General features: G+C 33.1%; 20 protein-coding genes. 7 read left to right on the top strand and 13 right to left on the bottom strand.

Going from position 1 to position 25,351, the window contains the following annotated elements:
• Window positions 1-441: 441 nt before the first annotated feature.
• Window positions 442-1,200 (top strand): 5'-methylthioadenosine/adenosylhomocysteine nucleosidase, encoded by a 759-nt coding sequence (locus tag AABL81_RS11035; protein ID WP_158209708.1) that lies wholly within the window; start codon window positions 442-444, stop codon window positions 1,198-1,200.
• A 59-nt stretch (window positions 1,201-1,259) separates the two neighbouring features.
• Here AABL81_RS11035 and AABL81_RS11030 read toward each other — a convergent pair whose 3' ends face one another.
• A complete protein-coding gene (locus AABL81_RS11030; RefSeq protein ID WP_341341036.1) occupies window positions 1,260-2,324 on the bottom strand; it encodes an endonuclease/exonuclease/phosphatase family protein in 1,065 nt (354 codons plus the stop codon).
• Window positions 2,325-2,460: 136 nt separating this feature from the next.
• On the opposite strand from AABL81_RS11030, the gene AABL81_RS11025 reads away from it, so the two are divergent.
• The 4 genes from AABL81_RS11025 to AABL81_RS11010 all read left to right on the top strand — a co-directional run bounded on the left by AABL81_RS11025 (window position 2,461) and on the right by AABL81_RS11010 (window position 12,717).
• Window positions 2,461-5,295, top strand: a complete 2,835-nt coding sequence (locus AABL81_RS11025; RefSeq protein WP_158209710.1) for a carboxypeptidase-like regulatory domain-containing protein — start codon at window positions 2,461-2,463, stop codon at window positions 5,293-5,295.
• 12 nt (window positions 5,296-5,307) lie between these two features.
• The gene (locus AABL81_RS11020; RefSeq protein WP_341341035.1) at window positions 5,308-7,380 is read left to right on the top strand and encodes a DUF5689 domain-containing protein; all 2,073 of its coding nucleotides are present in this window, start codon (window positions 5,308-5,310) and stop codon (window positions 7,378-7,380) included.
• Between the two features lie 378 nt (window positions 7,381-7,758).
• Entirely contained in the window at window positions 7,759-10,596 is a 2,838-nt protein-coding gene (locus AABL81_RS11015; protein ID WP_341341034.1) for a carboxypeptidase-like regulatory domain-containing protein, read from the top strand.
• Between the two features lie 12 nt (window positions 10,597-10,608).
• Window positions 10,609-12,717 carry a DUF5689 domain-containing protein gene (locus AABL81_RS11010; RefSeq protein ID WP_341341033.1) on the top strand — a complete coding sequence of 703 codons (2,109 nt, stop codon included), beginning with the start codon at window positions 10,609-10,611 and terminating at the stop codon, window positions 12,715-12,717.
• Window positions 12,718-12,821: 104 nt separating this feature from the next.
• Here the strand turns inward: AABL81_RS11010 and atpG are convergent, their stop codons facing one another.
• The 12 genes from atpG to AABL81_RS10950 form a co-directional block, all read right to left on the bottom strand.
• Entirely contained in the window at window positions 12,822-13,682 is an 861-nt protein-coding gene (gene atpG / locus AABL81_RS11005; RefSeq protein WP_158209714.1) for an ATP synthase F1 subunit gamma, read from the bottom strand.
• Between the two features lie 65 nt (window positions 13,683-13,747).
• Entirely contained in the window at window positions 13,748-15,322 is a 1,575-nt protein-coding gene (gene atpA / locus AABL81_RS11000; protein ID WP_158209715.1) for a F0F1 ATP synthase subunit alpha, read from the bottom strand.
• 41 nt (window positions 15,323-15,363) lie between these two features.
• Window positions 15,364-15,900, bottom strand: a complete 537-nt coding sequence (gene atpH / locus AABL81_RS10995; RefSeq protein ID WP_158209716.1) for an ATP synthase F1 subunit delta — start codon at window positions 15,898-15,900, stop codon at window positions 15,364-15,366.
• 12 nt (window positions 15,901-15,912) lie between these two features.
• Window positions 15,913-16,413: a F0F1 ATP synthase subunit B gene (locus AABL81_RS10990; RefSeq protein WP_090404433.1), complete on the bottom strand. Its 501-nt coding sequence runs from the start codon at window positions 16,411-16,413 to the stop codon at window positions 15,913-15,915.
• Between the two features lie 94 nt (window positions 16,414-16,507).
• Window positions 16,508-16,702 carry an ATP synthase F0 subunit C gene (gene atpE / locus AABL81_RS10985; RefSeq protein WP_006257837.1) on the bottom strand — a complete coding sequence of 65 codons (195 nt, stop codon included), beginning with the start codon at window positions 16,700-16,702 and terminating at the stop codon, window positions 16,508-16,510.
• Window positions 16,703-16,757: 55 nt separating this feature from the next.
• Window positions 16,758-17,921, bottom strand: a complete 1,164-nt coding sequence (gene atpB, locus AABL81_RS10980; RefSeq protein WP_158209718.1) for a F0F1 ATP synthase subunit A — start codon at window positions 17,919-17,921, stop codon at window positions 16,758-16,760.
• Window positions 17,922-18,027: 106 nt separating this feature from the next.
• Window positions 18,028-18,426, bottom strand: coding sequence for a hypothetical protein (locus tag AABL81_RS10975; protein ID WP_158209719.1), 399 nt, complete (start codon window positions 18,424-18,426; stop codon window positions 18,028-18,030).
• Window positions 18,426-18,641, bottom strand: coding sequence for an AtpZ/AtpI family protein (locus tag AABL81_RS10970; RefSeq protein WP_158209720.1), 216 nt, complete (start codon window positions 18,639-18,641; stop codon window positions 18,426-18,428). The genes AABL81_RS10975 and AABL81_RS10970 overlap by 1 nt, the downstream gene beginning before the upstream one ends.
• Window positions 18,634-19,053 carry a bactofilin family protein gene (locus AABL81_RS10965; protein ID WP_158209721.1) on the bottom strand — a complete coding sequence of 140 codons (420 nt, stop codon included), beginning with the start codon at window positions 19,051-19,053 and terminating at the stop codon, window positions 18,634-18,636. The genes AABL81_RS10970 and AABL81_RS10965 overlap by 8 nt, the downstream gene beginning before the upstream one ends.
• 4 nt (window positions 19,054-19,057) lie before the next feature.
• Window positions 19,058-21,676: a type IX secretion system periplasmic lipoprotein PorW/SprE gene (gene porW, locus AABL81_RS10960; protein ID WP_445929829.1), complete on the bottom strand. Its 2,619-nt coding sequence runs from the start codon at window positions 21,674-21,676 to the stop codon at window positions 19,058-19,060.
• Between the two features lie 276 nt (window positions 21,677-21,952).
• Window positions 21,953-22,651, bottom strand: coding sequence for an ABC transporter ATP-binding protein (locus AABL81_RS10955; RefSeq protein ID WP_158209722.1), 699 nt, complete (start codon window positions 22,649-22,651; stop codon window positions 21,953-21,955).
• A gap of 3 nt (window positions 22,652-22,654) precedes the next feature.
• A complete protein-coding gene (locus AABL81_RS10950) occupies window positions 22,655-24,127 on the bottom strand; it encodes a DUF5687 family protein (protein ID WP_341341031.1) in 1,473 nt (490 codons plus the stop codon).
• Window positions 24,128-24,361: 234 nt separating this feature from the next.
• Here AABL81_RS10950 and AABL81_RS10945 point away from each other — a divergent pair, with 234 nt between their 5' ends.
• The gene (locus AABL81_RS10945) at window positions 24,362-24,769 is read left to right on the top strand and encodes a hypothetical protein (protein WP_341341030.1); all 408 of its coding nucleotides are present in this window, start codon (window positions 24,362-24,364) and stop codon (window positions 24,767-24,769) included.
• A 102-nt stretch (window positions 24,770-24,871) separates the two neighbouring features.
• Window positions 24,872-25,294, top strand: a complete 423-nt coding sequence (locus tag AABL81_RS10940; RefSeq protein WP_158209725.1) for a c-type cytochrome — start codon at window positions 24,872-24,874, stop codon at window positions 25,292-25,294.
• Window positions 25,295-25,351: the final 57 nt, after the last annotated feature.

The raw sequence follows: 25,351 nt of genomic DNA, 5'->3' as shown, positions 1-25,351 counted from the left end.
CAAAACAGGATTATCAACTATAGCTGTACAGCTATAGTAGGACGAGACAGATTTTTTCTTAATCATATAAATAGTGCTTGTATAGTGTATGTATAGTCTTTGTATAGTGCTTGTATACTTTCTATGTAAAAACATACAAGCACTATACATAAATTATATATAAAATATACAAACACCCTTGTAATGATTACATAAAAATTTACAAATGGTATTAAAAACAGCTATTTCCTAATTCTTCATTTCCTCAATTATTCAAGTCAATACAAAGTTGTTGATTATTAAATTCTGACAACAAGTTCATATTTCTCTTTTACATTGAATCCGTTACTAAACCAACATCTATTTCTAATCTATGACAGATTGTGATTCCATCTTATATATTAACTGTTAACTTACTGTACTGCTTTTGTTTTTTGTACATTTGAAAACTAAATTTAGTATATGTCAACGGATACAATTGGAATATTAGGTGCAATACCTCAGGAAGTAAATGGTATTATCAACCAACTTATAGACAGTAAAGTACACACCATTGGTAATCGTACTTATTACGAAGGAAAATTAGGACAACAAAAGGTAGTAGTTGTTTATTCGAGAATAGGAAAAGTAGCGGCGGCGGCAACAGTTGCAACGTTATTGTTAGAATTTAAGGTTTCTAAAATTGCCTTTATTGGTGTTGCTGGGGGAATTCACCCAGATGTGAAGGTTGGGGATGTTGTTATTGCAACTAATTTAGTTCAATATGATATGGATGCTTCTCCTTTGCGCCCTAAGTTTGAAATTCCGCTTTTAGGTAAAACGTTTTTTGATACAGACGAACAGTGGTCTAAAAACACCGAAATGCAAGTGCAGTCAATTCTGGCAATAGACAATTTACACAAAGTAGTTAGTAAAGAAGACCTTGCTCCGTTTAGTATTGAACAACCAAGAGTACATATGGGCACAATTGCGAGTGGAGACCAATTCTTTTCAACGAATGAACAGAAAGAAAATCTACAAAAACAATTACCTCAAGTATTGTGTGTTGAAATGGAAGGTGCTGCAGTAGCACAAGTTTGTTTTGAGTTTGAAGTGCCTTTTATTGTAATCAGAACAATATCTGACAATGCAAACCAAGAAGCGAGCTTTAGTTTTCAATCTTTTGTCGAAAAAATATCACTTGTTTACGGTAGAGAAATCATAAACAAAATGTTTGCATAAAGTAAAAAGGCCATTCCTACAAAAGTAGAAATGGCCTTTTTTATTTATTTAAATGGCTATTACTTAGCCTGTCTAATCAAGTAAATGTACACTGGGAAGTGGTCACTGAATCCAGGAACACCGTTAGTGTTTCTCAAAGGATAACCTTTGTATTGCCCTGTAGGCTGAACCATAAATGGTTTTTTATAAATTCTTGCTTTCCAGAAACTCCAAGAATCGTAGTTGTCATTTAAGTAAGGTTCTGTAACGATCATTTGATCAAAAACGTCCCAAGCATCTCTATAAGCTAAAGTACCTAAACCGTCTTTTGCCATTTTCTCCATTGGATTAAATAATCCACCCTTCTTAACATCTTTCTTATTCGCTTCAGTTTTAAGTACCTTTTTCATACTGTTATTATATGGTCCATCATTCATATCTCCCATTGTAATAACCTTTGCTTGTGGATTAATCTTATATAAAGAATCGATAATCTGTTTATTTAAAGCAGCAGCTGCCTCACGTAAAGGGCTACTTCTTTTTTCACCACCAACTCTTGAAGGCCAGTGATTAACGATGAAGTGTACTTCTTCTCCGTCTAATAACCCGCTTACTAATAATTGATCACGTGTATAAATTCTCGCTCCTAACTCTCCTGTTTCTCTATTGATTTTTTTCATATCATAGATATACAAAGAATGTGCTGTAGAACTTGTAGGTTTAAAGTGTTTTTTAGAATATAACAATCCAACATCAATACCACGTCTGTCTGGAGAATCATAATGCTCAATTCCGTAATCACCTGGTAACATTTGTGGATCTCTTACAAGATCCTCCAACACTGCTCTGTTTTCAACTTCGGCAACACCGATAATTGCAGGCATTTTAGTATTTTCATCAGTTCCTATCTGAGACATAACTCTCGCTAAGTTGCTGATTTTTTGATTGTATTTCTTAGAAGTCCAAGCTTGATCACCTGTTGGAGTCCATTCTTCATCATAGATTTTTGGATCTCTAATAGTGTCAAATAGGTTCTCGCAGTTGTAGAATGCGATTGTTTGAATCTCGTATTTTTTTTCCTGTGCTTGAGCCGCTAACCCCAAGAAAACAAGGAATAAAAATAGGTTGTGAAGTTTGATGTTCATGACCGTGTTAAGTTTAAGTAAAGTACTGCTTATTTCTTGAAACAAAAGTAGTTAATATTATTTTAAAAACATACCTTTGTGAAAGAAATAAGCGATTAGCTTTTTTTTAACATAGCACTTTAATCATTTTTAATTTATGAAGAAACTTTTATTTAGTTTGTTCTTTGTGTTACAGGTAGTTATTACTTACGCACAAGGAGTTCAGGAAATTAAAGGGAAAGTAGTTGACGCCAAATCTAACACACCAATTAACGCGGTGTTAGCAAGAATTGACGCAACTAACATTTCTACTTTAACAAACAATGAAGGAATCTTTGTCCTGGAAGATGTTAAAACTGGTGATCACCAAATCGTAGTGACGTATGTAGGTTACTTGACGAAAAGATTACCTGTTACAATCGGATCGCAAGATGTCGATTTAGGAACGATCTACCTTGATGAAGATTTAGCTACTACAGCACAAATGGGGTTAATCACTTTGACTGAAAACGACTTAGGTGATGACAACTCAGGATCAGAAACATCTTCTGGTTTATTGCAGGCTACAAAAGATCCATTCCAACAAGCAGCAGCTTACAATTGGGGAGGAGCATTCTTTAAAGTACGTGGCTTAGACAATGAATATGGAAGAACTCTGATTAATGGAGTTGTAATGAACAAAATTAATGACGGACGTCCTCAGTTCGGAAACTGGGGTGGCTTGAATGATGCTACAAGAAACCAAGTGTTTTCTGCAGGTTCAACTCCTTCTGATCACACATTTGGTGGTATCTTAGGTACACAATCAATTACTACAAGAGCTTCTCACATCAGAAAAGGGGCTAAAGCAGGTTTCTCTGGTTCGAATACGAACTATAACTGGAGACCTTACGCTACTTATTCTTCTGGAATGGATAGAAATGGTTGGGCTTATGTACTTTCTGCTACTTACCGTGGAGCTAAAGAAGGTTTTGTTGATGGTACTAACTATGACGCATTATCTTTATTTGCTGCCGTTGAGAAAAAATTCAATGAAAGCCATAGCTTAAACTTCTCTGCTATTTATGCAAAAAATAAAAGAGGTAAAAACTCTCCTGTAACGGATGAGCAAGTTGCTTTAAAAGACTACAAATACAACTCTTACTGGGGATACCAAAATGGAGATAAGAGAAACTCTCGTTATAAAGACGTAGAAGAGCCTATCTTTATGTTAACTCACTATTGGACTATTGACGATAGAAATACATTAACAACTACTGCTGCTTACCAATTTGGTCATATTGCTAATAGTCGTTTAGGTTACCAAAATAACTTAAACCCAGACCCTACTTACTATAAGTTTATGCCAAGTTACTACTACAACCAAATTGATCCGTCATATTGGTCGATGAGTAGCGCAGATTTTGAAAATAAAGACAGTGAATTCCAAAACACTACTAATGCTTTCTTATACCAAGCTCACGATGCTGAAGAAGCTTTTAGAAATAATGGTCAAATAGATTGGGAAAATATCTATAAAACAAATGGAAACTTTGGAGGTAGAAGTAAAATAGTTCTTTACGAAGATAGACAAGAGGATAAAACTTTCCACTTCAATACTAATTTCAAATCTCAATTAAACGACCACACTACTTTTGATGCTGGTATTAATTATAGAAGATTGAAATCAAGTAACTTCAAGAAAATGGTTGACCTTTTAGGTGGATCATACTATGAAGATATTGATACTTACCAACCTATTGAAATCCAAGATAGCGACTACAACAATAAAGATAGAAGAATCCATAATAAAGATAAATTTGGATATAACTACAATGTATTTGCTGATGTAGTAAATGTATTTACACAATTTACTTTTGACTTTGATAAAGTAGATTTCTATGTAGCGCAAAATATTGGATATACTCGTTATGAAAGAGAGGGATTATACAGAAACCCTGTATATATGAATAACTCTTATGGTAAAAGTGGGGCTATCGACTTTAATAACTTCGGTTTTAAAGGGGGTGCTACTTACCACATTACTGGACGTCACGCTTTAAATATGAACGTGGCTTATTATAACCAAGCTCCTACTATTAGAAATACTTATTCAAATATTAGAGTTAATAACTTAGTGACTAAGGATCTTACGAATGAGGATGTATTCAGTATTGATGCAAGCTACATCGTTAGAACTCCAAAGTTAAAAGCTAAGGTTTCTGGTTATTTATCTGAAATTAAAAACGGAACACAAATTAACTTCTACTATGCTGACGGTGTTGGAATTGTAGATGCTAATGGAGATTACCTTTCTTCAACTGGTGGTGCTTTCGTTTCTGAAATCTTGACTGGTGTAAACAAACGTAACTTAGGGTTAGAGCTTGGTGCTGAATACCAATTGACTCAAACTTTAAAAGCTACTGCTGCTGCTGCTATAGGTCAATCTTTCTATACTAATAATCCAAATATTAAACTAAACTCAGATAACGTTGCTCAAACTTTTGATTACGGTCAATCGTATATGAAAAATGTAAAATATGGTAATGGTCCACAAACAGCATTATCATTAGGTTTAGAATACAGAGACCCAAGTTTCTGGTGGGTTGGAGCAAACATCAACTACTTTGACAATGCCTTTACTAACGTATCTGCATTAAGAAGAACTGATAACTTTGTTAAAGATCCTGCTAATCCTGGACACCCTTTTGCTGATTTAACAGAAGAGAAATTACACTCTATCTTAAAGCAAGAAAAATTAAATGATTTTACATTAGTTAATATTACTGGAGGAAAATCTTGGAGATTACCTAATAGAAATATCATAGGGCTTAATGCAAGTATCAACAACGTATTTAACAAACATTACAAAACTGGAGGTTTCGAACAAGCAAGAAACGCTAACTACGAGAGAGAAATTAAAAACACAAGTAGTGGAGTAAATACTTTCGGAAATAAATACTTCTACGGATTTGGACGTAACTTCTTTGTAAGTGTGTATTACAACTTCTAATTAGAAAACATTATGAAAACAATATTTAAATCAATATTATATTTTTCGTTTGCTGGGCTTATCCTAACGGGATGTGCTAAAAACGATGACTTTTCAGTACCAAATATTTCTTGTACTGATCCAGTTGTTGCTGCTAATGCATCAATTGCTGATATCTACTCAAAAGCAACTAAAGATGTAGCTCAACTTAATGAAGAGGGACTAATCATTAGTGGTGTTGTAATATCAAGTGATAAAGGTGGAAACTTTCACCAAAAATTACATATCGTAGATGAATCTACTCAATTACCAGCTATTATTTCAATTGGAATTAGCGGAAGTAATGCTCAATTCCCAGTAGGTACAAAAATCAACTTAAAAATGGATGGTTTATACATCCACGATAACTTTGGTCTTTTAAATATTGGAGGTGGTATCTATACTTCTTCAAGTGGTAAAAACAAATATACTGCTGCAATTCCTGGAACTGCAGTTAAAAAATATGTTTCTACATACTGTCAACCAGTTAAAGATTTTGAAACAACATATAACAATGTTTTAGCTTTAAAAGGTCTTAACAAAACTGATTACGCTGGAAAATTAGTAACATTTACAGATGTTCAATTTGACAGAGCATTAGTTGGTAAAAAACTTTATGACTCAGCGGATGTTGATGCACAAGGATATACTTTAAGAAAGGTAGTTGATAGTGAAGGTAATTCTTTTGATATTAGAACTGGAAAATATTCTGAAGACTTTAAAGATTGGGTTATTACTTCAGAAAGTGGTAGCATTACAGGTATCTTTGATGTATTCCAAGATAAAATTCAATTCTACCCAAGAACGATTGCTGATATCAACTTAACAAAAGATCCTTTTGAAGGTTCTACTCCTACTGATCCTGAAACTCCAGGTGATATGGAAGGTAAAGACAAAGATGGTGTTGATCAAAATACTCCAGCTTATGTAGCTAACTTCTCTAACTGGACTAAATTTGTAGCTTCAACTAACAAATTTGGTATCCAATCTTATGCTAAAGAAGCTCCTGGTAAAGGTAAAGATGGTAAAGGAGCAATGGAGATAAAAGGAACTCCTAAAGAAAATGACTATGTATTTACTATACAAAATCAATCTGTAGTGAAAGGGGCGAAAGCTATAACAATGTGGATTAAAGGTACGTCTTCAAAAACATTATCTTTCAATGTAAATAGAAACAATGGTAGTTATGCTGTATTTAACTTAGCTACTGATGCTCAAATTGAAGATAAAGAAAAGCCAGTATTCTCTAAAGATATTACTTTAACAGCAACAAAAAGAACACAATCTGGAAAACCAGAGAATGGTCAAAACGATTACGTTTCTGGATCTATTAACGCTCCAAATTGGATTAAAGTTACTTTAGACTTAACTGGTGTTGACTATAATACTACTGGAAAAGGAGATATTTTCTCTTTCAAAGTAGGAAAAAGTGTTGCTTATGACTTAGTTGTTTCTGATATCGTTTTTGAAGGTGGTGAAGCTGGTGGAACTCCAACTGACCCTGAGAAACCAACTGACCCTGAGAAACCAGGAGAAGGTGGTGAAAACCCTGGACAAACTTCAAATGTAATTGCTGATTTTAATGATTGGGCTGCATTTACAGCTAACCTAACTAAGGAAGGTATCAAATCTTATGCTAAAGAAGCTCCTGGTCAAGGTAAAGATGGTAAAGGAGCAATGGCAATCAAAGGAAATCCAACAGGAAATGATTATGTTTTCACAACTAAAGCAAAAAATGTACCTTCAGATAAAACTAAAATTGTTTTCTATATCAAGGGAACAGCAGAGAAAAGCTTATCTTTAAATGTGCACAAAAATGACAAGTCATACAGTGCTTTCAATATAGAGGAAGTTAAATCAACTGATAATGAAATGACAATAAAAACAATTGGAAATAACCAATATAATGGTGTAATTAATACAGGAGGAAAATGGGTTAAGATTATTCTTGACTTATCATCACTTGGTTCTGAATACCAAAAAGTAGATGGAGAAAGTTTATTTTCTTTAAAAGTTGGTAAAGGTGTTTCATATGATTTATTAGTTAGTGATATCAATTTCGAATAATCACTTCGATTAACATATAACAAAAAAGCTCGGCATACGCCGGGCTTTTTTTATATACATACCTCTCATTTAATCAATCATAGCACATAACACTTTAACTACTATTAGTAGACTTAAAACATCTGATATAGCCTTATTGAATGCTATTTAAAACTTAAGCTACTACTAAACAGTAATCTTTAATCTTTCAAAAAGAATCAAAAGCAAACATCTTTATCTTCATATTTTTAATAATAAAATAAAACCCCTCCTAAAACCCGTAAAAAACTACATTATAATAACATATAACAAGATCTTAGAACTAATAAATAGAAAGAAATTGTACAACGTAAATACGCTTATTTATGACAATTAGATTAATCTTTCATCTTTTTATTTATGAATACACTTATACGTTATTTGCTCTTTGCCTTATTCGCAACAACGAGCTTAGCTCAAGAAAGGATAAATATCACCGGAAGAATCATTGATTCAAAGTCTAATACTCCTTTTACTGGAGCTACTGTAAGAATTGACGATTCAAACTCCTATGTGCTCTCTGATGATAATGGATACTTTAACTTAGAAGGTGCTATTAATAAAACTCATATTGTTTTAATCACTTCGGCGGGTTATCAAACAAAAAGATATCCAATTGCTCCAACAGAAACTGAGATTGATTTAGGTGTTATTCACTTAGAAGAAGATTATAACTTGATTGCGCAAATGGGGTTAATATCTCTCTCTGAAAATGACATAGAAAATGAGTTTAATGGCTATGAAAACACAGCAGGTTTACTACAAGCGACTAAAGATCCGTTTCAACAAGCTGCAGCCTTTAATTGGGGCTCTGCTTTTTTTAGAGTTCGCGGATTAGATAATGAACAAGGAAGAACGATGATCAATGGTATCATTATGAACAAAATCTACGATGGTCGCCCACAATGGGGAAACTGGGGTGGTTTAAATGACGCTACACGTAACCAAGACTACTCTTCTGGTTCTACTCCTTCCGATTTCTCTTTTGGTGGAATATTGGGTACTCAAAACATCACTACGCGTGCTTCTCACATCAGAAGTGGAACTAAAGTTGGTGGTTCTGTTGCAAACACAAATTACAATTGGCGACCGTTTGTAATTCACTCATCTGGCCTAAACAAAAATGGCTGGGCTTATGTAGTCTCTGCGTCTTATCGTGGCGCAAAAGAAGGTCATTGGTCTGGAACAAATTATGATGCTCTTTCATTATTCTCATCTGTCGAAAAAAAGCTAAATGAAAATCACAGCCTAAATTTCACTGCAATCTACGGTCAAAATAAAAGAGGAAAAAATGCTCCCCTTACAGACGAACAAATCTCTCTAAAAGGAGTTAACTATACCCCTTATTGGGGCTACCAAGGAAACGACAAAAGAAATGCTCGCTATAAAGATTTAAAGGAACCTATCTTCTTCCTCTCCCATTATTGGAAAGTCACTACAAATACAACACTAACTTCTACCGTTGCTTACCAATTTGGTCACATTGCCAATAGTCGCCTGGGGTACATAGACAATATGAACCCTGACCCTACTAACTATAAAAATATGCCCAGCTATTACCTTAATCGAATTGATTCACAGTATTGGTCAATGTCCCCTGAGGAGTTTACTAATCTTCCTGAGGATAATGACTTTAAAATGGAAACCATTGCATTACTTAACCAAGCTGAGTCTGTCAAACAACATTTCATCGAAAATGGACAATTGGATTGGAACTGGATGTACACAATTAATCAAGCAAATAATGGGGTTAGTAAGATTATACTTTATGAAGACCGACAAGAGGACAAGCTTCTTTCTTTCAATTCTAATATCAAGTCAGTACTTTCTGATAACTTAACGTTTGATGCAGGTATTAATTATCGAAGACTAAAATCTACAAACTTTAAAAAGGCTATTGACCTACTTGGTGGTGAAGTATTCAAGGATATTGATTCATACCAATCAAGTGGCAAACAAGATAGTGACTTAAACAATCCTAACCGTTTTATCTCTACAAATGATACGTTTGGCTATTTCTATACTATTTACGCTGATGTGATTGATGTCTTTACTCAATTTCTCTTTGATTATGATAAATTCAACTTCTATATAGCTCACAAATCAAGCTACAATGCCTATCAAAGAGAAGGTTTATACAAAAATGGTATATACCCAAGCAACTCCTTTGGTAAAAGCAATCTTATTGAGTTTACCAATTTTGGCTTTAAGGGAGGTGCTACTTATCACTTCTCTGGCAGACAGGCAGTAAATATGAATATTGCTTTTTACAACCAAGCTCCTACTTTAAGAAACACATTTGCGAATGCAAGAGTAAACAACGCGATTATCCCTGATATCACCAATGAAAACATTTTTAGTGTAGATGGGAGTTATATTCTAAGAGACTCAAGATTAAAAGCGCGCTTGACAGGGTATTTGAACGAAATCAAAAATAGTACTCAAGTCAACTTTTACTATGCTGATGGGATTGGAATCACTGATGCAAATGGAGAATATCTAACATCAACTGGAGGGGCTTTTGTTACGGAATACTTAACCAATATAAACAAGCGAAATATCGGTATCGAGTTTGGAGCAGAGTATAAACTGACACAAACTATAAAAATGAACTCAGCCTTAGCTATTGGTCAGTCATTTTATACAAATATGCCAAATCTTACATTAAGCTCGGATAACGCGTCAAAAACATTTGACTATGGCAAAACCTATCTAAAGAACTACAGAGTCGCAAATGGCCCACAAACAGCCATATCGGTCGGTTTCGAGTATAGGTCACCTACTTATTGGTGGATTAGTACAAATGCGAACTACCTAAATAACACTTTTACTAATATATCCGCCTTAAGGAGAACGCATAACTTCATTAATGATCCTACGTTAAATCAACCTTTCGAAAATTTAACTGATGAACAAGTACGAGAAAGATTAAGGCAGGAGAAACTACCCGCTTTCACAGTCTTTAATCTAATTGGAGGAAAGTCGTGGAGAATGCCAAACAGAACGTTTCTCGGTTTCTTTGCCAGCGTTAATAACATACTCGATAACCAATATAAAACAGGGGGCTTTGAACAAGCAAGAAACGCTAATTATGAACGTGAAATTCTAAACACTTCAAGTGGTCAAAACACATTTGCTAACAAATATTGGCACGCTTACGGTCGTACATACTTCATCAATCTATACTACAATTTTTAACTTCTCTATACTATGACAACAATCTTAAAGACTACTGCTTTCTTGTTTGTACTTGCATATATATTAACAGCGTGTGCGAAAAATGACGACTTTATTACTCCCACTACTGAATGTATAGAACCAAGTGTCGTTGCTAATAAAACAATTGATGCGCTTTACAGCAAAATAAGCGAAGGAAAAGAAGTACAATTCTACAAAGCTGATGAGATTACTTCTGGAATAGTAATCTCCAGTGATCAAGGAGGGAACTTCTATCAACAGTTAATTATAGTTGATGAAAAAACACAAACTCCCTTGACTATCAAAGTTGATGTTAAAGGAGGATATGCTTTATACCCTATTGGGTCAAAAGTTTATATAGATTTGAATGGTTTATATGTACAGAACAATTACGGTATGATGACTTTTGGTGGAGGAATATACACCGCGGCAAGTGGTAATAAATATCCTGATATAATTACTGCTGGTAAACTAAAGACGACTATCTCTAAATCCTGCACTACATTATCCGAAAAGGACTTTAATCCATTTATAAATGAGGTAACTATTCCCCAACTACTTGAAGACAAAAAGCTAATTGGAAAACTAATTCGTATCAATAATATTCAGTTTGAGCGATCTATCGTAGGAGAACCCTACTACGCTGAAGATGCACCAACAAATGACAGACAAGGTTACACCCTTCGTATGATGCACGATCCTGAAGGTAACAGTCTACAAGTCAGAACAGGGCAATACACAAATGGATTAAAAGATGAAATTATACCAAATGAAAGTGGTAGTATCACAGGAATAATTAGTGAGTTTCAAGGTGTATTACAATTTTATCCAAGAACTATCCACGATATGGATCTAACATTAGAGCCTTTTGAAAGTGTAATTCAACCACCTACCACAAATCCTACACCAGGAGGGAAAGAAGGCATAAACAGTGACGGTATCAACCAGAACTCACCTAACTACGTTGCAAACTTCAACAATTGGTCGTCTTTCATTAAAACAACAAATAAACTCGGATTACAACGCTATGCAACACAAGCCCCCGGAAAAGGTAAAGATGGCAAAACAGCGTTGCATATTAAAGGGACACCTACTGTAAATGATTATGTGTTTATTGTAGAAAATCAAACCGTAAATCCGAAAGCTAAACACATTTCTATGTACGTAAAAGGCAATACAGAGAAATCGTTGTCGTTTAATGTGTATAGAGAAGATGGCACCTATGCTGTTTTCAATCTTGCAAGTGACGAGGTTATAAAAAGCAAAGAAAAACCTTTCTATAACCACAACTTAAAATTACTACCTACTTCAAGAACTAATGCCGCAAATAAGAGCAATGGTTATAACGACTATGTGTCTGCAATGATTGCAGCACCAGATTGGATTAAAATATCGTTAGATCTAACTGATGTCGATTACAACAAAAGCGGAAAAGGTAATCTATTCGCTTTAAAAGTTGGCTCTAAAGCAGCGTATGATCTTTTAATAAATGAAATAGTATTTGACGATGAAGAGTTGGAAGAAGAAATAATCGATCAACCACAAGATCCAATACATAATGACAATCACTTACCAACTTTACCTAACAACTACCAAGTAACAGAAGAACAAGTCTACTTGAATTTAATAAGTGAAAAAGAGGCCAAAAAGACAATTAATTCTAAATGGTTAAGCAAGTCAATAGCCCAACTAACTACTTCTACAGATGCAATACATACCATCAAAGTAGATTATGAAAAAAGTAATACTATTTTATTCACTACTACAGGTTCACAAAAGTTGAAGTATAAACAACACCTTTCGTTTTTTATTAGAGGTAAATCAACTACAAGGGCAATGAATATAGATCTAATAACAAAAGACGGTGATAAAAGATTATATAAACTATACTCACCAGAAGATGGAGAAAATATTATTATAATTGAGCAATTAAAAGGTACAAATAACTACAATCACTTTAACATTGACACACAAGGAAAATGGCTTAAAGTTTCGATAGACATTTCTGAAATTGAAACAACCATAAACAAAGATGTCATAACACTAAGATTAGGAGGAACAAGCAAGTCAGTTCCAATCAATAAATGGGATCTTGAAATTAGCAGTTTCTTTCTCGAATAGCTATAATACATCCCAACTCGCTAATCCTTGTTGGTATTACAATACACTGCATAAAAAAAGGCTTCAATAGAAATTGAAGCCTTTTTGATAAGTATAAAGTTAGATTAGTTGTTTAATGCTTCAGCACCACCAACAATTTCTAAAATTTCATTTGTAATAGCAGCCTGACGAGCTTTGTTGTAAGAAAGCTTAAGAGCATCTCTTAATTCTTGAGCATTATCAGTTGCTTTATGCATTGCAGTCATACGAGCTCCATGTTCAGAAGCTACAGAATCAGCAACAGCTTTAAATAATTGAGTCTTTAAAGATAAAGGAATTAAAGTACTTAAAATCTCTTCTTTAGAAGGCTCATAAATATAATCAGACGTTACATTCTCATTTGTTTCAATTGGCAATAATGGCAAGAACTGCTCAGTAACAACGATTTGCGTAGCCGCGTTTTTAAATTGATTATATACGATTTGAATAGAATCATATTTTTCTTGAACAAAAGCATCCATCATTCCTTCAGCAATAACAGAACTGTTCTCGAAATCTAATTGATCATATAAATCACTTCTATTATCAATAACGTTGAACGTTTTACGCAATACATCATGACCCTTTTTACCAATTGTCAGAATATCAACATTAGCATCTTTATAGATAGTATTTTTAAGTGCATTAATCTGCTTAATAACATAAGCATTAAATCCACCACAAAGACCTCTATTTGATGTGATAACTACAATAAGTACATTTTTAATATCTCTTTCTTGAGAATATACTCCTGAATTATCACCCTCCAAAGTTGCACTAACATTTTGAATCAATTCAGTCAACTTCTCTGAATATGGGCGCATTGCCATAATAGTATCAGTTGCCTTTTTTAATTTAGCAGCAGATACCATTTTCATTGCAGAAGTAATCTGCATAGTTGATCCGATTGATGAAATCCTATTACGTATTTCCTTAAGGTTTGCCATTGTAAATTGTATATAAAACTATCAACAAGTAAAATCATCTTCTACTTGTTGATAGATATAATTTTTTAATATTTTGCAGAAACTTCTTTAGCTACTTTTTCAAGTACTCCTGTAAGTTCATCATTAAACTTACCAGCTTTTAATTGATTTAAAACATCTCTATGACGAGAGTTTAAAGCCTCTAAATACTCTCTTTCGAATTCTTTAACTTTAGAAACAGGAACGTTTCTTAAAAGGTTTTTAGAACCTGCGTAAATAATTGCAACTTGATCTTCAACAGTATATGGATCATTTACAGCTTGTTTCAAGATTTCAACGTTACGTTGTCCTTTAGAGATAACGTTCATTGTAGCAGCATCTAAATCAGAACCAAACTTAGCGAAAGCTTCTAACTCACGGTATTGAGCTTGGTCAAGTTTTAAAGTACCAGCTACTTTTTTCATTGATTTAATTTGAGCAGAACCTCCAACACGAGATACAGAAATACCTACGTTAATTGCAGGACGAACCCCTGAGTTGAATAAATCAGACTCTAAGAAAATCTGTCCATCAGTAATAGAAATTACGTTAGTTGGAATATATGCAGAAACGTCACCAGCTTGAGTTTCGATAATTGGTAAAGCAGTTAAAGAACCACCACCTTTAACGAAAGGTCTAATAGACTCAGGTAAATCGTTCATATTTTTAGCGATTTCATCATCACCAATAACACGAGCAGCACGTTCTAATAATCTTGAGTGTAAGTAAAAAACGTCTCCAGGGTACGCCTCACGTCCTGGTGGACGACGTAAAATTAATGACATCTCACGGTAAGCAACAGCTTGCTTAGATAAATCATCATAAATGATTAATGCAGGACGTCCTGTGTCACGGAAATACTCACCAATCGCAGCACCAGCCATTGCAGCGTAAACTTGCATTGGAGCAGGATCAGAAGCATTTGCAGCAACGATAATTGAATAATCCATTGCACCTTTATCTTCTAAAGTTTTCGCAATTCCTGCCACAGTAGAAGCTTTTTGTCCAATAGCTACATAAATACAGTATACTGGTTGCCCAGCATCATAAAATTCTTTTTGATTCAAAATGGTATCAATACATACTGTAGTTTTACCAGTTTGACGGTCACCAATAACTAACTCACGTTGTCCACGTCCAATTGGAATCATGGCATCTACAGATTTAATACCTGTTTGTAACGGCTCAGTAACTGGTTGACGATAAATAACCCCAGGAGCTTTTCTCTCAAGTGGCATTTCATATAAATCACCTTCGATAGCACCTTTACCATCAATTGGTAATCCTAAAGTATTAACAACACGACCTACCATTTTCTCTCCAACTTTCAATGAAGCGATACGTCCTGTTCTTTTTACAATAGAACCTTCTTTAATACCAACAGCACCACCTAATAATACAATACCAACATTGTCTTGCTCAAGGTTTTGTACCATTGCTTCTAATCCATTGTCAAATACAACAAGCTCTCCGTATTCTGCATTTGTTAACCCGTAAACACGAGCAACACCATCTCCTACTTCTAATACAGTTCCAACTTCCTCTAAAGAAGCTGCAGAGCTAAATCCAGATAACTGTTTCTTTAAAATCGCTGATATTTCAGCTGGTTTAATTTCCGCCATTTTTATCTATGTTTATACACGAACATTCGTGCGGTGATTTTTTAATTAATTAATTCTCTTTTTAAAACTTGTAATTGATTCGCAATTGAAGCATTATATTGCTTATCTCCGATTCTAAGAATGAATCCACCTAAAATAGATGAATCAATATCATTAGTAATAATAATTTCTTTTGCTGGAGTTAAGCTTTGAACTTTAGATAAAACTTTTTTCTCTAATACTTCGTCCATTGGAACGGCAGTTGTAACAACAACTTTTACTATACCCTTCAAAACATCGTATTGTTTTTGAAACTCAACAGTAATAGCTTCCAAAATTTCGAATCTACTATTAGTTTTAAGTAACTTAAACAATTCTTTAGTCCCTTCTGAAACTGAAGCAAATACTTCATTTAAAGCGCTGAATTTAATCTCATCATTAACAATTGGATTGTTAAGAAAAGTTTTCAATTCCTCACTTTGAGATATAGAATTAGAGATTAAGATCATATCACTATTAATAGCTTCTGAATTTCCTTTTTCACAAGAAATCTCCAGCATTGCTTTTGCATATCTTGCAGCTGCTCTAGTGCCTACCATAATGATCTTTTATTAGTTTAATTTAACATCGTCTAACATTTTCTCAACCAATGCAGTTTGAGCTTCCTTGTTAGCTAATTGTTCTTTCAATAATTTTTCAGCGATTTCAATTGAAATTGAAGCAAATTGGTTTTTCAAATCTACTACTGCTGCAGCTTTTTCGCTTGCAATTACAGCTTTAGCTTGAGAAATCATTTTTTCTCCTTGTGCTTCACCTTCAGCTTTAGCATCAGCAAGCATCTTTTCTTTTATCTCGCGAGCTTCTTTAATTAAAGAATCACGTTCTACACGTGCTTCAGCTAATAACTTTTCGTTATCTGCTTTTAAATTAGCCATTTCTCTTTTAGCGTTTTCTGCAGCTGCTAATGCATCAGCGATACCCTCTTCACGAGCCTCTAAAGCATTTACAATTGGTTTCCACGCGAATTTTCCTAAGACTACAATTAACACAACTAAGATGATTAATTGCCAGAAAAATAATCCAAAACTGAAATCGTTAATTAACTTATCCATTATCTAAAATTATACTTTTTAATACCTATTTTGTTTAATTAAGAAGTTTATCTGCAACCAACCGTCGCAGATAAACTCTTTTAATTGTCTTGGACTATTTACCTAAGATTAAAGCACCGAATGCTAAACCTTCTAATAAAGCTCCAATAATGATCATTGCAGTTTGGATTTTTCCAGCAGCTTCTGGTTGACGAGCGATAGCGTCCATTGCAGAAGAACCGATTTTTCCTAATCCGTAACCAGCTCCGATTACGATTAAACCTGCACCAATAATGTTTGGTAATGTCATAGTGATTGATTTATATAATTAAACAAATTTATTTTTATTCTACTTTTTCTATTGATTAGTGTGCTTCATCATGCTCGTGCTCTTGCACTGCCATTCCAATGAATAAAGATGATAACATTGTAAAGATGAAAGCTTGTAAGAAAGCTACTAAGATCTCTAATACAACTAAGAAAGTTGATAAGAAGAATCCGATTGAAGTTGCCCCTACTGTTCCTAAAGCTTCTTTCATTACGAAAATAATAGCGATCAATCCAAATACTACTGAGTGACCAGCTGTAATGTTTGCAAATAAACGAACCATTAATGAGAAAGGTTTAATCAACGCTCCTAATAATTCGATTGGTGCTAACATAATTTTCATTGGAACTGGTACACCTGGCATCCAGAACATATGTTTCCAATAATCTTTGTTTGCTGAAAACTGTGTAATAATAAATGTTACGATTGCTAAACATGCTGTAACTGAAATACTACCTGTAACGTTAAACCCAAGTGGAGTTAACCCTAATAAGTTCAAGATAAAAATCAAAAAGAATACTGTTAATAAGAACGGCATGAACTTTTTGTATTTAGCCTTTCCAATATTAGGCATAGCCATTTCGTCACGAACATAAATTACTAATGGCTCAAGTACTCTTGAAAATCCTTTAGGTAAGTTATTTGGACCATTTTTGTATGTTTTAGCTAATCCTAAGAACAATACAAAAATTAATATTGTAGTAAAAAATAATGATGCTACGTTTTTAGTAATAGAAAAATCCCAAGGTTTCTCATTTACAGGATGATGTGCCTCATCGTAAGTAATTGTCCCTTCAGCATCAGTTTTGTAGATTTTTCCGTGATAAAGCTTATAGAACTCTCCGTCTTTCTCAACTACTTTGTTTCCATAGTCAAATTCAGAAGACATAAAGATCTTAAGTCCATTATCAAATAAAATTACTGGTAAAGAAAAACCGTAATTTTTTCCTGTTTCTTCATTTGAGAAGAAAATAAACGAATAATCATCTGCTAAGTGATGTTGAATATGATCATTCACTTTCTCTTGTTGAGTTTTTTCAACAGCATGCTCTACGCTGCTTAAAGTTTCTTCAACAGATTGCTCAGTTTCCTGGATAGATTCTCCAAGTTCTTGAGTAGTCGTTTGTGCGTGTGAAAATACCGACGTTGCTGTAAAAATAACAGCTGCTAATAAATTCAGTGATGTCTTCAGAGTCACCATACCTTAACTTCTTGAATATTTGTGGTTCTTAAAATTTTGTGCAAAAGTACAATAAATCTTAGATAATCATACCTTCTTGCGAAACTTTTTTTTATTAACTTTTTGGTTAGCTAACCTTCTTGTTTAAAATACTATACCCTACGAATGCGTCTCCGGCTAAGTAAATCAACACTATTAAGAGAAAATTATACTTAAAATTCTCATCAACTTGTTCACTATCTAATCCAGTTCTTGCAAACAGATAACTTGCGAATAATCGTAGTGTAATCAAGCCAAGGAATACGTATCCTAAATTATTTGGCATACTATTTTTGATTCCTGCTAAGGCAAATAAACTCGCTATTGAGAAAATATATTCGAAGCCATAAAAACTCGCTAATGAGTATCCTAAACTTTGAAATGATTCTCCAAAATTTGTAAAAGAGAAAATCGCAAAGTGCAATCCAAAACAGATTAAAAGCACAATACTTAGCTTAACACCAGTACTTAGTATTCCTTTGTCCATTAATTTTTATTTATTTGATTTACTTGTTTTATTACTTGGTACAAAGCTACTCCTACTCCTAATAAAGTACAAATTTTATTTGCCAACCCGTCAGGGAAAGAATATTTTTCATCTAACCAGGTGCCAAATATATGAAACAAATAAATAGTAATTCCCATTTGAAATGGCATTGTAATCAAACTTAACCATTTATTTGGCCCTGAATTCTTATTCACCTTTGTTTACTTTCTTTTTTGATTCTCCTTTTTCTTCCTTTTTATCCAAAGTGTTTACCGTATTACTCATATCGCATTTTGCTTCTACAACAGCTCCAGATGCAACAGATAATCGGCCTACAAATAGATCTCCTTTCACAGTAGCAGTATCTGTAATATGAAGCAAATCACTCACAAGCATCTTTCCTTCAACTATCCCCTCAATATCAGCATTCTCACACTCAACATTACCATAAACCTGAGCTTTAGGTCCAACAACAACCCTTCCTTTTACCTTTAAATTACCATACAAAACTCCATCTAAACGAAGATCCGTTACTGATTCAATATCTCCCCTAATAATAGTTTCTTCGATAATTCTATTTGTTCTACCTAATTGATCAATAGGACCACTTTTTGTTTTTTGAAACATAATATTACTCTTTTTTAGATTCTTGCTGGTCTATTTTTTCAAAAATCAAATATTCCTGCCAATTCTTTTTAATTTGAACTACTCCGTAGTTTTCTGAACTAATCGGTTTACTTGCGGAATCAAGCAAAGATGCGATACTCCTTGCCTCTTCCTTTGTTTTAAAGCCATGCAATACAAAAAACTCATCTCTGCTATTATATAAATCTTCTGAATACTTTATACCTCTACTGCTATTTTGATTGGTATATTGAAGAAACTTACGACTCATTACTTGATTACTTGAGCTATTTTTATCATCTGCTAAAAACACAACTTTCCAACTTTTCGTTGGCTTTTCAGAGAATCTTTTACCTTCTAATAAAGGAATTGTAGTTTCTAATAGTTTGTTCGCCTCTCTACCTTCTGGAGACGAACTATACGTCAATGCTACAAAATTCAATGCTTCTTTATAAGCTTCCAATCCATTAATATTTCCAATAACGTGAGCCTTTAGCAACTCCAGCTTACTTACATAACCTTCATCATCATATCTTTCTAATGCATCTTCTACCGCACGATAAGTACCTTTATAATCCCCTTCATTATACAACTTATAAACTGTAGCATATACTTGCTCTGGTGATAAATCGTCTATTTTATCACTCGACATATTCTGTAGTAACTTAGCATATCTTGAATTTGGATAACCTGCAATAATACGGTCTTTGACCATAGCTGCTTTATAAATATCTACTTCACTATAAATTTTAAACAACTTATATAAGCTTGGTAAAACAAGCCTTTCTGCTGGATCAAAAGTCAATAAAGACTCTAACTTATCACTTGCTAATTGATGTTTCTTAAAACGATCGTAATACATTGATCCTAATTGAAAATAAGCAAAATCACGATCTTTTTTCAATAGTGCGATTTCTTTTTCCTCGGTAGGTATTTTCTCTACGTATGAGTTTACATCATAACGCGTATCAACAAAATCGGTTTGAATATCAATATTTTTATTCTTATCCTCAATAACTTCTTCTTGACTTGAAGCTAAATCTTCACTAAAGTCAGCACTACTCCATCTCCAATTGTCTCTCAAAGGCCTATTACCCCATTTCTTTTTGAACTCTATTTTCCCATACGAAGTTGCTTGGGTGGAATAAAAGTAAAAGGACGACTTTCCTGCTCCAAAACCAGTATTCTTTAAATCATATGCTTCACTTACAGCCTCTCCAAAATTTGCCATATTGAAGTAATCCTGATTTTTCTTTCCCTTCAAATTTGCTTGTAGTTTTCTAAAATCGCTCTTTCTCAGCTCGTCTATATAATTCTGGAAATAGGTAACACGTTGGTCTTCACTCATTGCTACTAACCTCAAAATACTATCATTAGTATTTGCAACCTTTTCATAAGCAACAACATCCCTTAAAGCATCTCTTCGCTTACTTATTCTAAAACGTTCTTTTGCTTTTTCAGGTAAAATTGATAAAGCACTATCATAATATTGTCCTGATAAGGCATAACCAGCATTGTTAAAGTAAATCTCAGCAATACTTACAAAGTTTTTAGCTTTTAATTGCTCATCACCTTTGCTTCTTTTTACAGCTTCTTTTAAATATTCTAATGCTTTTGAACTATTATCTCCTTGGTCATAAAACAAACCAACTTGCCTATTTAAAACATCTAAAAAAGGTCTGTTTTCACGATCATTAAGCAATCTCTTATATTGCTTTAAAAAACTTACTGAATCGGTAATATTAACTGAGCCTATTTCAAATTGTTGTGCGTGAGAATGAATAATATAAGAACGAGGACTTTTGCGATTTAAGTCAATTACTTCTTGAAACATTTTACCTGCTTCAGCTTTTCGCCCTAATTTGCCATATAGCTGTCCAAGAATAAACTTGTATCGTGAATACTCCTCTTTATCTTTCGTTAAATCAATTGCATTAATTAAGGGAGAAATCGCACTTGCATAATCTTCAATATTGATATACGCTTGTGCTAAAGTAGCATTAGCATCTGCTTCTACTTGCTTTTTAAGTTTATCTTTTTTGCTGCGCAATAACTCTTTTAAATTTTTAATCGCAATGTCATCATAAGTAAGACGCACATTAGTCTTCTCTCTCCATACAGTCGCTTGATCGATTTTATCGCTATCTGGATACTTGTACAAAATATAATTAAATGCCTCTAAAGCAGGGATAAACCTGCCATCATAATACCTTGCTTTTCCCAATAAAAGATAAGCCTCATCCATTTGACTATTGCGTTCTCTACCCTTGATATACATAGAGTGCTTTTGAATAGCTTTGGCAGCCTTATCTTCTGCTCTTTCAAATCCAGTTCCACTATCTTCTTCTCCTTCTCCTGCACTTTTACCGTCAATTTGTAAGTTTTCTAAAAGAGAGCCTTGCTTAGAATCAAGTGATCGGCCTGTTTTAAACTCTTTTTCAGGATCAACCTTAATATCAATCCTCTCTATAGGTAATATGTCCCAAAAATCGTCAAAATACCCTTCTTTTAAACTGATTAGAGCATCTTCGTAGGCCAACTCACCATTATATAGAATATTATAACGTGTAGTCATTGCGTGGTATCCTCTATTGATTAATTTGTCCTTTTTCACAGAACAAGCCATGCCAACTAAGAGTAATACAACTACTGATAAATATTTAATAAAATTGACTTTCAAAATTTTAGCTTTTACTTTAAAACTTGCTTCCCTTCGTTTTAGTATTCAACGAAATGTAAAAATACATTACTTTTCACAATTAAATTAATTCTTTTTAAAAGAAAGGAGTTCAAATCTTCTATTATCACTAAAATCTAAGTTCAATTACTTAAAGACATAAAAAAAGCTCCTAACAAAACAATGTTTGCAGAAGCTTTTTAACTAACTAATTCAAAATTCAATCTAACTATTGTGGAAAAAGGCTTCCAATTCTTGTAAAGACAATTCAGAAGTCAATACATCTTTTTTAATATGACCTTTTTCTAAAGCGATGATACGATCAGATACTTCAAACGTATGTTGTAAATCATGGCTTGAAATGATTATCGTAACATTCCCCTCTTGTATTTTTACTTTTACTAATTCTTTTAATCTAATTTGTGTAGTAGGATCTAAATTTGCAAAAGGTTCATCAAGAATTACCAATTCTGGACTTCCTAAAAAAGCTGCTACAATTCCTATTTTCTTTTGATTTCCTTTTGAAAAATCACGAATATACTTGCGCTGATTCAATACTTCTTCGTTAAAGAAATATGCGTACTGACCTACTTGGTCTATAATCTGTTCCTTTGTCAATCCTTTTAATTCTCCAACAAAAGAGAAATACTCTTCCGCTGTTAAGTAACCAATTAAAAATGATTCATCTAAAAAAGCTGAAGTATAAGATTTCCAAGTTTCGGAATCACTAACATTCACACCCTTTGACAAGATATTCCCTGTTGACGGCTGAATTAAATCTAACAACAAACTAAACAGAGTTGTCTTTCCTGCACCATTATTTCCAACTAACCCGATACTTTGTCCTTCTGGAATTTCTAAATGGTCTATGTTTAAAACCTCTTTTCCGTTGTAGCTTTTACTTATATTATTTACTGTAATCATAACCTAACTTTTTTTATACGCTTGAATAGCACTATACTTTTCCTTTTTATATAACTTGATAATTTGCTTAAAAAGATGCTTTCTAAAAATGATCCCTAAAACACCAAACAATACCAAAATTCCAATTCCTCCATTAAAACCAAAACTCATATTACCGATCCAGAATAAAACTATTGGCAATACTAATTGTGGTATTGAAACTGCTATAACGCGAAGATTAAAGGCATTCTTATCTCCAAAAACATTCTTATTTGCAGTTAAATCTATTGGTGATTTCATAAAAGCTCCTCCAATCAAAACAATGAAACTTGAAATACCTATATTAAAAACGCCTACAGCTAAAATCATATAAAACAAATTCATACTCTTGATGATATATATCGAACCACATAGAGTAGAAATTGCAGTACCTAACACAATCATTAACCATTTTGATTTTATATAGTCTATATACTTTACATTTTGTGTCATCAGTAATGGATAATATGCCGAATCCCAACTTGGTACATACTGACCATACATCATTAAAAAACCTCCAGTGACAAAATAAGCTATGAAAACATACATTGTTAAGGATTCTTTCCCTTCTTGGCCTGACATTAAGAAAATAAAACCATAGAACAAGAACAATACACTCATCAAAACAGTTGTCTTAGCACGCTTATTTCTTAATATCAGCTTAACATCATTCTTTAAGAATATTGCTTGTTGTCCAAAGCGATTCAGCCAATTTAATTCCTGTGTTTCTCCTTCTACTACTTTCTCCCTAATTAAACTATCTAAATACATATTTTTACGATAATACATATAGGCAGCATAAACAGTACCTACTAATAATAGGATATAAACTACTACTGTTAATGGATATTTGTAGGCACTATAAAATATAGGTTGAGTAAAAACAGTTATATCAAACAAAGAATAATATTGCGCTAAACCTAATGAAATAACAATCGCCAAAACACTATAAAACACCTTCTTGTATGACTCCATTAAAATGATAAGAAAATGCATCGTTCCGATTAAACAATACATTGCTATTCCCCACCCTAAAGAAGGCAATACTCCATAACCTCTAATACAGCAAATGATGATAAAAGGAAGTAAGAAGAATAGTTGCATTAAATTAAATGCACTTAAAAAACTTCTACCTAAGAAAAATTTAATGATTTTGTCTCTTGCGATAGAAACAATAAGCAATGGTTTTAGATTTGCAACAGGCAATTTTTGAAGAAAAAATCGCATAGTAAACTCTGTCATACAATAGTAAATCATAAACTGACTTGCTACCTCAATTGGATTTTGACCAGGTAACTCTTTCTCTACGAACTTTACTAAAGCGATTCCTAAAGTCAAGAAAACAAAACCAAAATACACTATTCCTAACCACTTTAAAATTGTGGTAACAGTATCAACGGAACTTGTACTTCCTCTCTTCTTTCTCTTCTTCTCTAAAGCAATAAACATCTTTGTCATACTTAGTCATTTCTTACATAAGTACACAACTTGTTAAAAATGTTACAGAAAAAATAAAAAAAACCAAAAAAATAAAGTCATCTCGTTGATAAAGATGACTTTAAATAAAATCTAAAAACCTAAAACTACATAATGATATATTATAATACTATCCAAAAATAATGCCAACAGCATAATTTTCATTCTTTATTTAAAAATCACAAATAATTTTATCTTTGCATCAAAATCAGAATAATGAAAAAAGACATAGAAATTCCAGTCGTTAAAGACATTGAAATAGCAGTAGTTAAAGAATTTAATGAAGATTATTTACAAGACTCTTGGTATGCTTATTTATTTAACAACTCTGCTTTACCTATGGAAGCCATTATGGTTGTTTCAAGAGCAGAAGGAACAATTGACGGTGAAAAAAGAAATTCAAGTTTATTTAGACATGCATTCAAAAGCTTAGCGCCAAACGAATCTCAAAAAGTTGAATTACTTGATGAAGCTATCTTTCAATTAGATAATACATTTATGCTTACATTTTTTCAAGAAGGTAAGTTATATGACAAGAATTACCTTTTCCCAGCAAATAGTATTTCAGAAGAGAAATTGACAGAATTACCTTTTACTTCTAAAAAAGGAATTTCTGCTAAATAAGATAAACTGTTAATTTACAGCTTAAAACACTTATTTAAATTCAATCCAAAGCTTACTTTGAGTATTTTGGACATTTAGTATAACATCCAAAATAATTCAATTATGAAAACAAGAAATCTATTTACACTTTCTTTTTTTCTAATTCTGTCGGTAGCTCTTTTAGCCTTTACAAATGATACAGAAATAAAAGAAAGCAATGTAACTAAATCAGAATGGAAAAATCTAAAGGTATTACCACAAGATATTTCTAACGACAGTTTAAAAAGCTTAATGCGCGGATACAATGATGCCTTGGGAGTAAAATGTAGTCACTGCCATACAGCAATTGAAGGCACTGATAAGTTAGACTTTGCTGATGATAGTAAAAAAGAAAAAGAAATTGCGAGAAAAATGATATTGATGACTCGTAAAATTAATGCTGATAACTTCAATTGGGAAAACCATCCTAATCCAGAATTAATAAATGTTGTCAATTGTACAATGTGTCATAGAGGCAATACCAAAGCAACAAAAATAATTAATTAAATTTTTCTTTGTTAAAAAACACAATGCGTTATAATCAACTATAACGCATTTTTTATA

This window comes from Myroides sp. C1519, assembly GCF_038039755.1.
Lineage (GTDB): Bacteria > Bacteroidota > Bacteroidia > Flavobacteriales > Flavobacteriaceae > Flavobacterium > Flavobacterium phaeum_A.
Note: the sequence above shows the minus strand (reverse complement) of the source record. Positions and strands in the feature narration are given on the sequence as shown.

Bases quoted from the DNA above. Each gene is read 5' to 3' on its own strand.
- AABL81_RS10940 (WP_158209725.1), top strand. From the start codon at position 24,872: ATGAAAACAAGAAATCTATTTACACTTTCTTTTTTTCTAATTCTGTCG.
- AABL81_RS10945 (WP_341341030.1), top strand. From the start codon at position 24,362: ATGAAAAAAGACATAGAAATTCCAGTCGTTAAAGACATTGAAATAGCA.
- AABL81_RS11020 (WP_341341035.1), top strand. From the start codon at position 5,308: ATGAAAACAATATTTAAATCAATATTATATTTTTCGTTTGCTGGGCTT.
- AABL81_RS11035 (WP_158209708.1), top strand. From the start codon at position 442: ATGTCAACGGATACAATTGGAATATTAGGTGCAATACCTCAGGAAGTA.
- AABL81_RS11030 (WP_341341036.1), bottom strand. From the start codon at position 2,324: ATGAACATCAAACTTCACAACCTATTTTTATTCCTTGTTTTCTTGGGG.
- atpG (WP_158209714.1), bottom strand. From the start codon at position 13,682: ATGGCAAACCTTAAGGAAATACGTAATAGGATTTCATCAATCGGATCA.
- atpA (WP_158209715.1), bottom strand. From the start codon at position 15,322: ATGGCGGAAATTAAACCAGCTGAAATATCAGCGATTTTAAAGAAACAG.
- atpE (WP_006257837.1), bottom strand. From the start codon at position 16,702: ATGACATTACCAAACATTATTGGTGCAGGTTTAATCGTAATCGGAGCT.
- AABL81_RS11015 (WP_341341034.1), top strand. From the start codon at position 7,759: ATGAATACACTTATACGTTATTTGCTCTTTGCCTTATTCGCAACAACG.
- atpB (WP_158209718.1), bottom strand. From the start codon at position 17,921: ATGGTGACTCTGAAGACATCACTGAATTTATTAGCAGCTGTTATTTTT.
- AABL81_RS11025 (WP_158209710.1), top strand. From the start codon at position 2,461: ATGAAGAAACTTTTATTTAGTTTGTTCTTTGTGTTACAGGTAGTTATT.
- AABL81_RS10950 (WP_341341031.1), bottom strand. From the start codon at position 24,127: ATGACAAAGATGTTTATTGCTTTAGAGAAGAAGAGAAAGAAGAGAGGA.
- porW (WP_445929829.1), bottom strand. From the start codon at position 21,676: ATGGCTTGTTCTGTGAAAAAGGACAAATTAATCAATAGAGGATACCAC.
- AABL81_RS10990 (WP_090404433.1), bottom strand. From the start codon at position 16,413: ATGGATAAGTTAATTAACGATTTCAGTTTTGGATTATTTTTCTGGCAA.
- atpH (WP_158209716.1), bottom strand. From the start codon at position 15,900: ATGGTAGGCACTAGAGCAGCTGCAAGATATGCAAAAGCAATGCTGGAG.
- AABL81_RS10975 (WP_158209719.1), bottom strand. From the start codon at position 18,426: ATGGACAAAGGAATACTAAGTACTGGTGTTAAGCTAAGTATTGTGCTT.
- AABL81_RS11010 (WP_341341033.1), top strand. From the start codon at position 10,609: ATGACAACAATCTTAAAGACTACTGCTTTCTTGTTTGTACTTGCATAT.
- AABL81_RS10965 (WP_158209721.1), bottom strand. From the start codon at position 19,053: ATGTTTCAAAAAACAAAAAGTGGTCCTATTGATCAATTAGGTAGAACA.
- AABL81_RS10955 (WP_158209722.1), bottom strand. From the start codon at position 22,651: ATGATTACAGTAAATAATATAAGTAAAAGCTACAACGGAAAAGAGGTT.